The organism is Novosphingobium sp. GW835-FHT14H07 (genome assembly GCF_058793515.1).
The window spans coordinates 30,066-44,376 of record NZ_JBXAFX010000032.1 but is presented as its reverse complement, the minus strand read 5'-3'; the positions used below and the strand labels follow the sequence as shown (position 1 = coordinate 44,376).

At 62.9% G+C, this 14,311-nt stretch carries 9 protein-coding genes and 1 pseudogene; 5 read left to right on the top strand and 5 right to left on the bottom strand.

Features of this window, described 5'->3' with window-relative positions; genetic code table 11:
- Positions 1-14: 14 nt before the first annotated feature.
- The 3 genes from AC1Q5P_RS19240 to AC1Q5P_RS19230 form a co-directional block, all read right to left on the bottom strand.
- The gene (locus AC1Q5P_RS19240) at positions 15-1,592 is read right to left on the bottom strand and encodes a strawberry notch-like NTP hydrolase domain-containing protein (RefSeq protein WP_492519788.1); all 1,578 of its coding nucleotides are present in this window, start codon (positions 1,590-1,592) and stop codon (positions 15-17) included.
- Positions 1,593-1,650: 58 nt separating this feature from the next.
- On the bottom strand, positions 1,651-2,250 hold the full coding sequence (locus AC1Q5P_RS19235) for a DUF7146 domain-containing protein (RefSeq protein ID WP_492519787.1): 600 nt from the start codon (positions 2,248-2,250) through the stop codon (positions 1,651-1,653).
- Between the two features lie 319 nt (positions 2,251-2,569).
- Positions 2,570-3,874, bottom strand: a complete 1,305-nt coding sequence (locus AC1Q5P_RS19230) for a replication protein RepA (protein ID WP_492519786.1) — start codon at positions 3,872-3,874, stop codon at positions 2,570-2,572.
- Between the two features lie 553 nt (positions 3,875-4,427).
- Between AC1Q5P_RS19230 and AC1Q5P_RS19225 the strand changes: the two genes are divergently transcribed.
- The 3 genes from AC1Q5P_RS19225 (at position 4,428) to AC1Q5P_RS19215 (ending at position 7,233) form a co-directional block, all read left to right on the top strand.
- The gene (locus tag AC1Q5P_RS19225; RefSeq protein WP_492519785.1) at positions 4,428-5,633 is read left to right on the top strand and encodes an AAA family ATPase; all 1,206 of its coding nucleotides are present in this window, start codon (positions 4,428-4,430) and stop codon (positions 5,631-5,633) included.
- Positions 5,634-5,864: 231 nt separating this feature from the next.
- Positions 5,865-6,845, top strand: a complete 981-nt coding sequence (locus AC1Q5P_RS19220) for a ParB/RepB/Spo0J family partition protein (protein ID WP_492519784.1) — start codon at positions 5,865-5,867, stop codon at positions 6,843-6,845.
- A 106-nt stretch (positions 6,846-6,951) separates the two neighbouring features.
- Positions 6,952-7,233 carry a WGR domain-containing protein gene (locus tag AC1Q5P_RS19215; RefSeq protein ID WP_492519783.1) on the top strand — a complete coding sequence of 94 codons (282 nt, stop codon included), beginning with the start codon at positions 6,952-6,954 and terminating at the stop codon, positions 7,231-7,233.
- Positions 7,234-7,271: 38 nt separating this feature from the next.
- On the opposite strand, the gene AC1Q5P_RS19210 is transcribed toward AC1Q5P_RS19215, so the two are convergent.
- A complete protein-coding gene (locus tag AC1Q5P_RS19210; protein WP_492519782.1) occupies positions 7,272-8,435 on the bottom strand; it encodes a hypothetical protein in 1,164 nt (387 codons plus the stop codon).
- A 151-nt stretch (positions 8,436-8,586) separates the two neighbouring features.
- On the opposite strand from AC1Q5P_RS19210, the gene AC1Q5P_RS19205 reads away from it, so the two are divergent.
- Together AC1Q5P_RS19205 and AC1Q5P_RS19200 are read left to right on the top strand one after the other, a co-directional pair.
- Complete coding sequence (locus tag AC1Q5P_RS19205) at positions 8,587-9,831, top strand: hypothetical protein (RefSeq protein WP_492519781.1); 1,245 nt, start codon at positions 8,587-8,589, stop codon at positions 9,829-9,831.
- Positions 9,831-11,042, top strand: a complete 1,212-nt coding sequence (locus AC1Q5P_RS19200) for a site-specific integrase (RefSeq protein WP_292923681.1) — start codon at positions 9,831-9,833, stop codon at positions 11,040-11,042. Before AC1Q5P_RS19205 ends, AC1Q5P_RS19200 begins: the two co-directional genes overlap by 1 nt.
- A gap of 46 nt (positions 11,043-11,088) precedes the next feature.
- Here the strand turns inward: AC1Q5P_RS19200 and AC1Q5P_RS19195 are convergent.
- Positions 11,089-14,311 (bottom strand): annotated as a pseudogene (locus tag AC1Q5P_RS19195) (efflux RND transporter permease subunit).

The window sequence follows — 14,311 nt, the reverse complement described above, 5'->3', positions numbered from 1 at the left end:
GGATAACCGCCAGACTACCGAAAGGTGGGGTCAATATTGGGCGCCGATAGGGGGTCAGTTTTGCGCGCCGGTTGACAAAGCAGCGGCGCATTCTTCGAGATCCAGATGTGGCGGCGATTGCCCTTGAGCCACTGGTCGAGAATGCAGGCAGCAGCCTGTCTCCCCTTCCCTGCCCCGGTTCCGTCGCCAAGGAAGAACCCGGTGCGGTAGAGCTGACCTTCGGGATCCTCCTTGAGCGCGACTTCGCCGGCAGGATGGCTGAAGCGGCCATAGAGATCGCGACCCCAGGCCTCGCCTGCATAAATCACGGTTTCAAGCTGGGCGGCCGAAAGCAGCCTTGCCGTCACCGTTCGTTCGGGCAGTGAGGGCACATAACTGGGTTTGGGCGCGGCGATCGAGGCCATGGCGGCGGATTCGACGAGGTGGGTCGGATGTTCGCCAGCGTCCGCGATCACCACGCGTGAAGGCCGGTAATCGGCATAGACCCCACGCGGCTCGCCCATCGCGGCGGGTTCCGCCAGCACTTCATAGGCAACGGGGCGGACGTCGTTGGTCTGGGCCGCCCGCACGATCACGGGCCGGGCTGGACCGGTCTTCACCGAGCGGAACAGGCTGAGCTTGGGTCGGGGCGCTGCCGACGGCGTTGGATCACGCAACGGCGCCCGGGGAGGCACCGGCGGCAACGCGGCGAAGAGTTCGCCTACCGAACCGCGGTTGATCGTCGATACGCCGATCTCGCCCGGCACCTTGTCGACCGCCAGCACGCGAACCGCAATCCCGGTGCCGTGCTTGGCATAGCCGCCCTTGTCCAGGCGAAGCGACAGGACGACCCGCGCGCCTTCGAGGGTTCGCCGGAAGGTTTCCTCATACCTGGCCGAGGGCGAGAACCAGTCCGGCATGATCGCAACGATCCAGCCACCCGGCAGCAGATGATCCAGTGCAGCCCGCAGGTGCCTGGCGGCGGTATTCTGATCCTCACCGCGCGATTGCGACACCGAGAACGGCGGGTTCATCAGAACGACACTCGGCCGCATGGTTCCGGAGAGCAGCGCGCTGAGTTTCGCACCGTCGTGGCGGTAGACCTTCGTGCCCGGAAACACCGCCTCGAGCAGGTCGGCACGGGATGGTTCGAGCTCGTTGAGGATGAGGTCCTTGACCGCGCCCCTAGCGAGTGACGCGATGATCCCGGTGCCTGCGCTTGGTTCCAGAAGCACGTCATCGCAGGAAAGCCGCGCCAGATGAACGGCCAGACGGGCCAGCGCCGGCGGCGTCGAGAACTGCTGGAACTGGATCTGGTCCTCGCTGCGTACCGTGTGGGTTGGCAGTTCTTTCGCCAGCGCCTCCAGCGTGGCGATCGCCGCGCCGACGTCCATGCGGCCTACCAGCTCGGGAATGGCCAGGGAGAGCGCGACTTCCAGCGCTTCGAAACTGTCGCGCTGCTGCCAGGCACCTGCGGCGTCATTGCCGCCTGCACTCTCGGTCATGGCTTCGCTCAGAGCGGCGCGGTCGATCGGAACAGCGAGGAGTAGCTTGGCGGCAAGTGTGCGCGCAGCGCCGAGAATGGCGCTGGCGCGCGGAATCGTTGTGGTCATGCGGAGAGCTCCTGAGCTCGTGCCGATCAGCGGCACGCCCCCTCCAGCCCCCCTCCCCTCACCGCTTCAGAAGCTGCGCCCAGTCGTTCATGCGGCCCGGTGGCCATTCGGTCTCGATTGCAAGGCCGGGGCGTCGATAGGCTTCGGCTGCGCGATCGCGCGCCCGCCTGCCCTCGGCGTCGTTGTCGGCCAGCAGGATCAAGGTTTCGACTGAGGCGGGGATGTTGACCTGGTGGAAGCGTTTGGCACCCATGGTCGCCCAAGCCTGGATACCCGCGAGCGACGTATAGGCAGCCGCAGTCTCGAACCCCTCGCAGATGCCGATGGTCTTGGCTGGCGGGCCGTTGGTCCATGCAGCGCCGATAGCCTGGCCGAGGACGCGCTTCTCGGTGTAGGTCGATGTCGACGGATCGAGGAAGATCCGCTGGATCGCGGCGATCGCGCCCGCCTTGCGCATCGCAACGAGGAGTGCCGGCTCGAAGCTCGCAAGCTTCCCCTGCCCTCGTGGACACCGGGGATGAAAGCGCAGATCTTCGAGTGGTGCCCAGATCTGGCGCACCTCGCGCACATATCGCTCCGCCAAAGTCCCTTCGATTGGCCGACCGGCTTGCCAGATTTTGAGGTGAATTCCCGTGTTGCGCTGGAAGCTGGGGGTCATGGCAGAGGCATCGACCGTCGGCAGGTCTGCGATGCGTCGAAGAGCTCTGATTACGTCCCGGCTGTCGCAACCTGCGTGGCAAGTTACGAGAATGGCTCGATCACCTTGGCGGATGGACAGAGATGGGGTTCTGTCGGCATGGCAAGGGCACCGACACATTGCGGTATTACCGGACCACGTGCCACCGAGGCGCCGAACAAGGCTGCGTAGGTCCGGACTGGGATTGTTGTTGACGATGGGCATGACTGCCCAGTTCGACCCTACTCCCCTCCCCCTCGTCCTGCGTTTCAGCTTAACCGAAGTGCTCGGAAATCATCGGTCAGCCGGCATCCGAATTTGCGCGTCGCGCGGCATAACGAATGACAAATGCTTCCCAGACTCTCAGCCACTCCGCGTCGGTGCGCGCTTCCTTGATGCCGGGAAAGCCCGTGCGAAATGCATTTGCCATCGTGTCGACGCACCAAGGTTTACCCTTCTCAAGACCGATGGCTCGAAACTTCGTCTCGCGCTCGCCGTAGGTCAAACTGCCGCCCGGGAACGGGAACACCGGCTCGGCGACCTTGTCCTCTCGGACTGCCAACCGTGAAGCCTTTTTGACCGATGATCTCGGTGCGGTTTCGTTGGCCGGGGACCCCAGCAGTCGCAAATGCGGGCCAACAAGCTTGCGTTCCAACGGCGCGGGCGAAGGCCGCAGGACCACTTTCCTGCCGCTGAAATCGACGTCGGCGTTAGGGTAGACCGCAGAGACCAGTTGCATCGTTTCACGCACAGTTTGGCGGAAACGCTTGCTGTCGGCATCGTTGCCCAAGTGTTTAGCCAGCTGATCCCAAGAGATCACTTGCCCTCGATCACTGCTGATCCGCGGAAGTCGGTATGCGAGATAGGTATAAAGATCGAGAGCGGTTGGCGTGCCCTTGAGTTCACGTATCGCGATCTCGTTCAACGGAACGGCATGATCGACGAGGTGACTGTAAAATGCCTCGGACATCCGAATCTCGCGCGCAAATGCGCCATTTTTTTCGAGGGAACCCGCATATTCATTGGAGATCTTCACGTCTCGAACGGCAAATGCATTGTCGCCGGCGTCGTTGCCTTCCCACCGGATTTGCCATTCACACGCGAGCAGCCGGTCGACTTGCTCGCGCATCAAGTTGGCGGTTCCGCGAGGTCCGTACGAGACGGTCTGGTAGCCAAGACGGCGCATCCATTCCGTGAAGTTACGTCCCAGATAAACGTCCCGCGACCGCTTCGTCACCGCCTGCGAAAGCAGATAGATCAACGCGACGCGAGGGTATGCACCATAAGGCACCCCGAGGCTGCGCAGGACTGGTTTGCCCTCCACCGTCTGAAGAACCGGTCGAGGGTTGATTGCGAGGGCGTACTTACCGTCTTCGCGCAAGATCGGTAGAGTATCGTCCTTCGGACGCTTGGTCGGAAGCGACATGGCGCACAATGCGGAATGCAGAAAGGCCGGAACGGGTTCTTCGTCCTGGACGCGAAGGAACGCATCCATCGTGAGCTGAGTGCCGGCAGACTGCGCTAGCGAGCGGACTCGCTCTTCACCGCCGCCTAGCATTGCCAGGGCGTATTGATGTCCGATTGGACGCAGTGTGTCTCCGCTCATTAAACCGTCCCTTCCCGACTCATTGGAGCCTCGGGTTGGTCGTTAAACAACAGGTTTGAGCTTCGAAAGCAAGGCCATTGGCAGTTTCGGCGGGTTTCCGGGCCTTAAACCTCCAAGTCGGCCGATGATCTCGGAGCGGTTTGGCGGGGCGAGACCAAAATCGAATCTCAATTTTGGAAAAAGCGATTCGCGAATCGGTTTTTCTAGGAGATTCCTTTAGTAGGTATGGGCTCCGAGATCATCGGTCCAAGGGAACCGAGATCATCGGGGAAACGCACTGAATTCATCGGCTTGCACCGAGATCATCGGTGATTATCCACAGCCGGATCAATTAGGCTGTCAGTGCCCCAGCTGACTGTGGGGGCGTCAGCTCCTGGCCCCCTTTCTGGACACGACATCATCGGTCCAAGCCCCTGCGTGCTGCTTCGATCCGACTCCTTGATTCGCGAAAGGGCACGGAGATCATCGGTCGATTTGTAAGGTTGGTGGCCGAAGTTTGCTCAAAACTGCCAAGAGTGCTAATTGGCGCCCTCAATCTCACAAAGCGGTGATCATGGCTACCGACGCAGCGCTCGAAACACACCCCGATGAACTCTTGGAAGACGGCCTTGGCAATCTGCACCGCAAGGCCCTCACCATCCTGAAGCGTATTCGTGACGGTGCGCTCGATCCGGAGACCGGTCAAAAGATTGGCCCGTCGTATTCCATTTCGAAGGCGGCCTCCCTTGTGGGGCGAACAGCGTCTGCAATTCGCGAAGCTGAGCGTGATGGCCGCCTCCCCCAGCGCGACCGAACCGCTTCTGGCCATCGGGTCCAGTACACATTGGAAGAACTGGATCATATGCGTGCCGTTTTTGGCACTCGCCCGTGGCGCGCGCCGACGGACACCCCGGCGGTCATCTCCGTCTCGAACTTCAAAGGGGGCGTAGGCAAGTCGACTGTGGCCCTCCACCTCGCACAGCATTTTGCCATTCACGGCTACAGGGTACTGTTCATCGACTGCGACAGCCAGGCGAGTTCTACGATGATGTTTGGGTATCGACCAGACGTCGATCTGACTGAGGATGATACCCTCTACGGCCACTTCCATAACCCTGAACTGCTGGGTGTTCGCTCGATCATCCGCAAGACGCACTTTTTCGGCCTCGACCTGATCCCCGCCAATCTCAAGCTCTACAACTTGGAATACGAGATCGCCGGCTACCTGGCGCAAAATCAGAACTTCGACATCATCGACATGATCGCCGAAGCCATCGATACTGTCGTCGATGACTACGACATCGTCATCATGGACCCGCCTCCGGCGTTGGGCATGGTGTCCATGGCCGTACTGCAGGCGGCGAATGCGATGGTTATTCCCGTGCCGCCTAGTGTCATCGACTTCGCGTCGACCGTGTCATTTATCGACATGGCACGCACGACGATGAAGCAACTCGAGCAACTCGCAAAGCGCGTAAAGCCTGCCTACAACTTCATCCGTCTGGTCGGTAGTCGCGTCGACGAGAGCAAGTCGATGCATCGCGAAATTCTCTCGATGATGCGGCAGGTCTTCGGAGGTTCGATGGCGACCTCAGTCCTCAAGACCAGCGCCGAAATCGACAATGCCAGTTCGAGGATGAAGACGGTCTTCGAGTTAGATCGGCCAGTGACGTCTCACGAAGTTCACAACCGGTGCATGAAGCATCTGAGCGACGTTTGCCGTGAGATCGAGGCCGACGTGCTGCGATCGTGGGCGAGCAGGGCAGGGGACGCGGTTTAGGGACGTTGCCACGTGGCAACAGCCCAACAATATGACGTACGATCAATGTATTATGGTGGATTTGAACAGATTGCAGGCGATGCACGCAGGCGATGGTTTCGCGGCCAAGCAGGCATTGTTGCCACGTGGCAACGCGTCGGCATTCGGGGCCATTTGAACGGGCGCGCAGCCTCGGTTGCCACGTGGCAACTGGATGGCACGAGCAGTGATTGGAAAGGTTTGGAGTAGGCGATGGCAAAGGGTAACCGAGGCTTCGGCAGCAGTCTAACAGAAGGGCTTGACGACGAAATCGAGATTGGCGGCCCTGCGCCCTCCGAAAGCATCATGGCGAGCCGGAGCCAGAGCCTGGCCAGAATCGCGGCGGGCAAAGTCGTCACAGACCGCACCGAATGGGTGGACCCTGCTCGCTGCCGGCCGTGGCGGCTGCACAACCGAGACCTCGATCATTTGAACGAAGAGAGTTGTCGGGATCTCATCGACGCATTCCTCTCAGCCAAGAAGCAGCGCATCCCCGCCATCGTCCGTCGTCTCAAGGACGACCCGGATTTCGACTTCGAGATCATTGCGGGTGTGAGGCGCTGGTGGACAGTGCAGTGGCTCCGCGAGCATCATCATCCGGAATTCGAATACCTGGTGACCATTCAGAACGTATCCGACGAAGAAGCGTTCAGGGTATCGGATATCGAGAACAGGTCTCGGAAGGACATCTCGGACTGGGAACGAGCCAAGGAGTATTCAAGGGCGCTCGAGGAGTTCTACGGTTCAAGCCAGAGCGAAATGGCCGAACACCTCAAGATCTCGCGCTCATGGCTAAGTCGGCTGCTCGACGTAGCTCGACTGCCGGCGGACATTGTGAACGCCTTTCCAGACACGCACGGCATCACGGTCCGTATTGCTAGGGACATCAAGCCTCTCACATCGGAGAAGCGCACGCTGGATCTGATGATAGCGGAAAGCCGCGCCATTATCGCAGAGCGCAGCGATCTGGGAGCGGTGTTGCCTGCTCCTGAAGTAGCGAAGCGACTTATTCGTGCGACGGTCGCACCTACGAAGCCCACGGGAGGCGAAACGGAGGTCAAAAGTACGGCGGGCAAAGTGATTTTGCGCTATGCCCATTCAACGAGGGGGGGATACACGTTCAAAGTGCCCGCCCGCAGCGGTGCGTCGGCCGCTGAAGTCTTGAAGGCCATCGAGAACATCCTGACATCCTGACCGCCTGGGGGTTCCACTCCACAAATCGCCTCCGTGAATCACAGACGCCCGATTGATTCACAATTCCCGTTGGACGGGTATAGCGTGCCTTACTCATGCAGGCGCCATGAGCGCGCGGGCACAGGATCGGTTCATCTGGCTGGAGGCGGTCGACCGGCCGCGCAACGTGGCGCGGCGTTACGCCATCGCTACCAGCGCAGACCTGTTCGGCGCGATCATCGTTCAGTTTGCCTGGGGGCGGATCGGCACGCGCGGGCAGAGCCGCACGGTCTCATTTGTCGACCAGCCTGAAGCCGACCGCTTCGTGCGCCTGCTGCTGCGCCGCAGGGCGGGGGCCAAGGCCCGGATCGGGGTAGCTTATCGCGAAGTGGCAATGCCCGTCTCCTGACGCACTTCAACCGCCTCTTGAGGGGGCTGAAGTGGCATTCAGGTAACCTGGCCGCTGTCCTGCCGTGCCAGCAGCCTGTCGATGTCAGCCATCGCCGCGTCGAACTCGGCAAGCAGCGGAGAGGGAAGGGGGCTAAGCGGCGCGTCCACCACCTCAGCCGTATGCGCAGGGGGCAGGGCGGACAGGATGACCCGGCCAAGCGTGCTGGCGCGGGCAGCCAGTCCCGCGCCGACCAGCGCCTCGGCAACCGCGTAGGTACCGCGCCGGCTGATCCCGAACCCGCTGGTGAGTTGCTCGATGCCCATCGGCGCGAACCCGCGCAGCGCTAGCCACACTTGCGGCGCCCGAGCCGAGGCCCGCAGATGGCGGAGACGCTGCCCGAGCGCCCGACAATCCGCGCGCGCCTGCTGGATCGCTGCGATATGCCGCTCGGCGCTGCGCCGCAGCGCCTCGGCGAGCACCAGCGCGCGTTCGCCGGGCCGCAGCTGGGGGGCGAGTGCTTCGGCGGTCATTGCGCCGGGGAAGGGCAGGGCGGGGGTCAGAGCGATCTGGGCAGCGAGCAGGTGCCCAAGCTGACAATCGACTGCCCACAGCGGGGTGCGCTGCGCTGCGCGGGCGATTGGCGTGCCCTTGCCGAACAGCGGCATCGCCACGTCGCGCTCGATCGGCGCAAATGTCCGGCTGCGGCGCAGCTGGTCAGCCATTCGCGCGAGCGCGGGGAAGGGGAGGGACGGGCCTGCAAAGTTCGAGGTCGCGGCGAGCCTTGCCGCTTCGACCAGCGCCGCAGCGGGATCGCTGTCGTCGGCGCCCAATGCCCGGTCAGGGGCGAACTTGCCACACCGGTCAATTACCGAAGCCGCCTCGGCGAGCGGTTGCCACGGATGGCGCGCCAGCTCGGCAAGCAGGGCGCGAACCAGAGCGTGGGCCGGGCAGGAGGTGAGGGGGCTTTCCTGCGGCGCCCGGGTTGTGCCAGCGAACCACCCATCGAAGCGCAGTTCGGCCTCGGCGAACCCAGCCTGGGTTAACGCGCCGAGCAGCACCTGGCGTAGCAAAGTCCAGCAAAACAGCGCTTTTTCGGGAGCGGAGAGCCCGGCGAGCAGCCCGTCGAGGCGGCCGAGCGCGAGTGAACAGCGGGCTTCGGCCTCAGCCACTTCGACGGGATCGGCGTCGGCATCACTGGCAAGTGGGTAGAAGGGCTCCATGCGCGATGTGTAGTGAAGGTCCGCTAACTGCACAAGCGGCCGGATGTCTGGATTACAGACATGTGATAATTGCAGTTATTACATATCCATAATTGCGTTCTCTATAATGTATGGGCTATGAGGCCGCGCAGGTCATGCGGGGGGCGAGTGCGTGCGAAAAACGGTCTTCTGGTCCTGGCAGAGCGATCTCGACGGCCGCGTTACGCGCGACGTGATCCGCACTGCGCTCGATGAAGCGATCGCGATCCTTGCGGCCGACCTCGAGGAGGCCGATCGGCCGAGCCTGACGTCTGACACGCAAGGGGTTGCGGGCACGCCCGACATCTTGGCGACGATCCTCGCCAAGATCGACGAAGCGGCGGTGTTCGTCGGCGACGTGACGCCGATCGCGCTCTCCGACAGCGGCAAGGCCTGCGCCAATCCGAACGTGCTGCTCGAGATGGGCTATGCCAACAAGGCGCTCGGCCCGCACCGCGTGATCCAGGTCTGGAACACCGCGTTCGCGGGCGCAACGCTCGACAGGCTACCGTTCGATATGCGCGGGCGGCGTGGGCCGATAAGCTTCGACCTGCCGGCCGGCGCCGACACCGCAACTCTCCGTTCTGTCCGAGACAAGCTAGCGCGAGACCTCGCCGCAGCGCTCAAGCTCGCCCTCGATCAGTTACCGCCGCCTCTGCCCGAGGCCGTGCATTGGCAGTCGCATTTTCCAGGCGACGCCGATCTGTGGTTCGACCGCGCCGAGCCGCAACTGGTGACGAACACGGCGCATGGCACCAGCAAGCTGCGCTGGGTGGACCGGTTCCCCGGATACGCCCGGCTGATCCCCTCGAAATGGGCCGCCAAGGCTGGCGCCAAGCAAGCGATCGCCAATCACCCAGGTCACCCGGCGCTGCTCGCGCGCGCCAACTCGCTGAGCTATGGCATCAGCCGGGGCGGGGCGCTCGTCTATTGGCCGGGCACGGCTGACGATGGTGTCTATCCCACCGTCGCGATCACCCAATGGTTCGAGAAAACCGGTGAGTTCTGGGGTGTGGGCGGTGGTTTTCTGTTCGAGCGGGACGGACGCGTGAGTCTCGCCACCGGCTATTTCTTCGAGCACTGGCTCGATTTTCTGAAGCGGAACACGAACCTGGCGCTCGAGCATGGCGGGTCACTGCCCATCCATGTCCGGCTTGGCGTCAACGGGCTGTCGGGAAGCTGGTGGCCGCGGGGGCGTTTTGATTTTGGCGACGAGGGCTTTGCGGCCGTCGAGGAATCCTATGAGTATGTGGCCACCCTGACCTCGGCCGCACCGGAGGATCTCCGGCAGATCGCGGTGGATGCATTCAACGGTTTGGCCGGCGTCTATGGGCTCGAGCCGCATAGCTACGACCAGATCGTCGCTCTGTCGAAGTGATGGGCGACGAATCCCTTCCTGTGCCGATGGGTAGTGGGCGAGCCCTAGGCGCCGTCGATCTGGTATGGGAGGTGACCAAGCTGCAGTGCCGGTCGCCGGTCACCGTGAACGCCGAACTGATCGCAGCCTACCAGGCCGCCTCCTCGCCCCACTCAGTGCGGGCGCTGGCAAGCGACCTGGAGGCCTTCGACCATTGGTGCCGACGCACAGGCCGCATCACGCTGCCGGCGACACCGGAAATAGTGGCGGACTATCTCGACGCGAGGGCCGAGAAGGGCAGCCGACCCGCCTCGCTCGGGCGTTACAAGGCTTCGATCGCCAAGGTTCATCAGCTCCTCGAACTCGTCGACCCAACGAAGGCGCAGTTGGTGAAGCTCCGCCTTGCCGCGATCCGGCGGCGTGTCGGCACCGCGCAGCGCCAGGCGCGGCCGCTGCGTTTCAAGGGTCCGGTCAAGGATGTCGAGCGCGACCAGGCCCGTGGCCTCAATATCCGCGCACTGCTCGAGAGTTGCGCCGATGATCTCCCCGGCCTGCGTGATCGCGCCTTGCTGTCGACCGCCTACGACACGGGCCTGCGCGCATCCGAACTCGTCGCGATCGAGCTCGAGCACATCATCGAAGCGATCGATCCCGAGGCACGGCTGCTCGAGATACCGCGGAGCAAGGGCGACCCGGACGGCGAGGGGGCTACCGCCTATCTGAGCCCGCGTAGCGTGTGCGCGATCCGAGCATGGTGTAAGGCCGCTCAGATCGGACGAGGGCCGCTATTCCGGCGCGTACAGGTGCGGCGGTACAAGGCCCGACCGGCGGTGAAGGGCAGGCGGATCGAGACGATTTCAGGGCGCGAGACCTGGGATCTGCGCAAGACGCTGCCGAAACCGGCGGTGTCGGCGCGCGTTGAATACGATGTGGGCGAGGGCGCGCTCCATCCGGCTTCCATCGGGCCGATCTACCGCGTTATCATCCGGCGCGCTTATGATCGCGGTGCTCTGCCCGATCTGACCGCCGACGATCTTGCCCGGTTGCTAAAAGGCGTGAGCGCGCATTCGACGCGGGTCGGGCTCAACCAGGACCTGTTCGCCAGCGGCGAGGATCTGGCCGGCATCATGGATGCGCTGCGCTGGAAGAGCCCGCGCATGCCGCTCGCGTACAACCGCAACCTCGCCGCCGAGTCCGGCGCGGTTGGCCGGCTAGCAGCAAAGCTCAAGTGAGGCGCACTACGAGGGGTTGCCGCCGGCGAGCGGTACCCCCTCTTCGTCATTGATGCGCGGCTTCAGTAGCCAGCGGGTCCCTCGCCGGCGGTGTCGGCGTCTCTCGGCGTCCAAACCTGGCATAGAGCGTCGGTAACACGAACAGCGTGAGAAGCGTTGCGGAAAGCAGTCCGCCGATCACCACCGTGGCGAGCGGCTTCTGCACCTCCGCGCCAGGCCCTGTCGCGAGCGCCATAGGCACAAAACCCAGCGATGCGACGAGCGCGGTCATCACGACCGGACGGAGGCGGGCGAGCGCCCCTTCGTGCGCGGCTCGCGCCCGAGCCATACCGCGCGCCATCAGATCCTGAATCGATGTCACCATCACCAGGCCGTTCAGCACCGCGATGCCGGAAAGAGCGATGAAGCCGACGGCAGCCGAGATGGAGAAGGGCATGCCGCGCAGCGCGAGCGCCAATACCCCGCCCACCAGTGCAAGTGGCACGCCGGTAAAGACGATCGCCGCCTCTCTAACGCTGCCAAGCGCGCCATAGAGCAATAGCAGGATCAGCGCGAAACAGGCAGGGATCACGAGCAGAAGCCGATCGCGCGCTGAGGCCAAATTTTCGAACTGACCGCCCCATTCGAGATAGGTGCCTGCCGGCAGTCGAACATCGCTTGCGATTTTCTCCTGCGCGTCGGTCACTACGCTGGCAACATCCCGGCCGCGCACATTCGCTTGGACCACAATGCGTCGCTTGCCATTGTCGCGGCTGATCTGATTGGGACCATCAACAACCGCAATGGTCGCAACACTGCCGAGCGGAACAAAGGCTCCCGTCGGCGTCGGCACCGGCACTTGGCCCAAGGTCTCGAGATTGGCGCGTGCCTCTTCTCCCAATCGGATCGTCACGGCAAAACGCCGGTCGCCCTCAAAGATCATACCTGCGTCGCGCCCACCAACGGCCGCTGCGAGCGTGTCTTGAAGCGCTCGCGCGGTGATGCCGAACCGCGCCATCGCGTCGCGATTGGGCGTGACGTCAAGCATGGGAAGCCCCTCGGTTTGTTCGACGCGGACATCGGTCGCTCCCTCGACTTTCCGCAGCACGGCGGCGATGCGGTTGGCCGTTTCTCCCATCTGTTCGAAGTCGTCACCGAACACTTTCACCGCAAGGTCACTGCGGACGCCTGCGATCAGCTCGTTGAACCGCATCTGGATCGGCTGAGTGATCTCGTAGGCATTGCCGGGAAGCTGTGAGAGCCGCTGTTCAAGACGTTCAACCAATTCGGACTTCGCAAGGTGCGGGTCGGGCCAGTCGCTGCGGGGTTTCAGGATGACGAACGTATCCGAAGCGTTTGAGGGCATCGGATCCGAGGCAAGTTCGGCAGTACCGGTCCTTGAAAATACGAACCGCACCTCCGGCTCGCGCGTGATCGCTCTCTCGATCTCGATCTGCATCGCCTGGCTCTGGTCAACCGAAGTGCCGGGCACTCGAAAGGCTTGGATCAGCACGTCGCCTTCGTCGAGTTGTGGCAGGAACTCCTGTCCAAGCGTCGCGAAGCTGCCGATCGCCACGAAAAACGCGGCGACGCCGATTCCCAGCGTGCGACTGGGCCGACGCATGGCTGCGTCAAGACCGGGCTGGTAGCGGGTCTTCAGCCAGCTGATGACGCGCCCTTCCTTTTCCTCGACAGGCCTTGAAAGCCAGATGCCGAGCATGGCAGGCACGAACGTGAGTGAGAGGATGAAGGCGAAGACGAGGGCTAGGATCACAGTCAGCGCCATCGGCGTGAAGGTTTTTCCCTCGACCCCGCTCAGCGTCAGCAGCGGCACATAGACCAGGATGATGATCGCCTGGCCATAAACCGAAGGCCGGATCATTTCTCGAGCAGAGGCGGCGACGGTCGAGAGCCGTTCCTCAATATCAAGGGTGCGCCCCTTGTGATGTTGGCGTTCGGCGATCCGTCGAAGGGCGTTTTCGACGATGATCACGGCGCCATCGACGATGAGGCCGAAGTCGAGGGCTCCGAGGCTCATGAGGTTGGCCGAAACACCGCCTCGCAACATCCCGAAGCTTGTGAGCAGCATCGTGATGGGAATGACGAGTGCCGCGATCAATGCCGCACGAAAGTTTCCAAGCAAGACGAAGAGGACGACAATCACGAGGAGTGCACCCTCTGTGAGGTTTTTCACGACCGTCTTGATCGTTGAATTCACCAAGGCCGTTCGATCGAGAACCGGCTGCACCACAACGTCGTTCGGCAAGGAGGCATTGATCTCCTGAAGCCGGGCATTGACGCTTGAGGCCACCGTCCGGCTGTTTTCGCCGATGCGCATGACCGCGGTGCCGACCACCACTTCCCTGCCATTTTCGGACGCGGAACCCATTCGCAGGGCCTGTCCGGAACGAACGGTCGCGACCTGATTCAGGAGGATCGGAATCCCTTCCTTGGTGGCGATGACGGTTCGGCCGAGTTCGTCGGCATTGCGCAGACGGCCGTCGGAACGAACGGCCAGTCCCTCGCCGTTGCGGTTGATCACACCTGCGCCGACCGAGCTGTTATTCTCTTCGAGCGCGGTCGCGAAGGTCGCTGAGGCTGAGGTCCAAGGCTGCCAAGCGCTGTAGGTCTGGAACGACCTGGTATTGCTTCACATAGCCGCCGATTGAGTCGATCCCGGCCAATCCTGGCGTGTTCTTCAGGAGCGGCGAGACGATCCAGTCCTGGACGGTCCGCAGATAGGTTGCCTGATCGGCCTGGCTGACAAGCCGCTCGCCCTCGGGCGTTATGTAGCTCCCGTCGGGCTGGATGCCGGGCTCACCGGGCGCGTGGCGATCCTCCTTGCGATGTACAAGATGGACCGTCCACATCAGCACGTCACCGAGACCCGTGGCGATTGGCCCCATTTCCGGCGTGACGCCTTCGGGGAGGCTCTCCTCGGCGCTGCGCAGCCGTTCCGCCACCTGCGCCCGTGCGAAATAGACGTCCGTGGACTCCGAAAAGACCGCCGTCACTTGTGCGAAACCGTTCCGACTCAGCGATCTCGTGTATTCAAGGCCGGGCACGCCGGCGAGCGCTGTCTCGATCGGGAACGCCACCTGTTTTTCGACGAGTTCGGGCGAGAGGGCAGGTGCCCGGACATTCACCTGCACCTGGTTGTTGGTGATATCGGGGACGGCATCGATCGGCAGGCGGGAGAGTGCCCAACCCCCGATGATCACGCCGATGAGGGTCACGAGCAGCACAAACCAGCGCCGCTCGACCGAAAAGGTCACAATGCGCTCGATCAT

Bases quoted from the DNA above. Each gene is read 5' to 3' on its own strand.
- AC1Q5P_RS19225 (WP_492519785.1), top strand. From the start codon at position 4,428: ATGGCTACCGACGCAGCGCTCGAAACACACCCCGATGAACTCTTGGAA.
- AC1Q5P_RS19220 (WP_492519784.1), top strand. From the start codon at position 5,865: ATGGCAAAGGGTAACCGAGGCTTCGGCAGCAGTCTAACAGAAGGGCTT.
- AC1Q5P_RS19210 (WP_492519782.1), bottom strand. From the start codon at position 8,435: ATGGAGCCCTTCTACCCACTTGCCAGTGATGCCGACGCCGATCCCGTC.
- AC1Q5P_RS19235 (WP_492519787.1), bottom strand. From the start codon at position 2,250: ATGACCCCCAGCTTCCAGCGCAACACGGGAATTCACCTCAAAATCTGG.
- AC1Q5P_RS19230 (WP_492519786.1), bottom strand. From the start codon at position 3,874: ATGAGCGGAGACACACTGCGTCCAATCGGACATCAATACGCCCTGGCA.
- AC1Q5P_RS19240 (WP_492519788.1), bottom strand. From the start codon at position 1,592: ATGACCACAACGATTCCGCGCGCCAGCGCCATTCTCGGCGCTGCGCGC.
- AC1Q5P_RS19215 (WP_492519783.1), top strand. From the start codon at position 6,952: ATGAGCGCGCGGGCACAGGATCGGTTCATCTGGCTGGAGGCGGTCGAC.
- AC1Q5P_RS19200 (WP_292923681.1), top strand. From the start codon at position 9,831: ATGGGCGACGAATCCCTTCCTGTGCCGATGGGTAGTGGGCGAGCCCTA.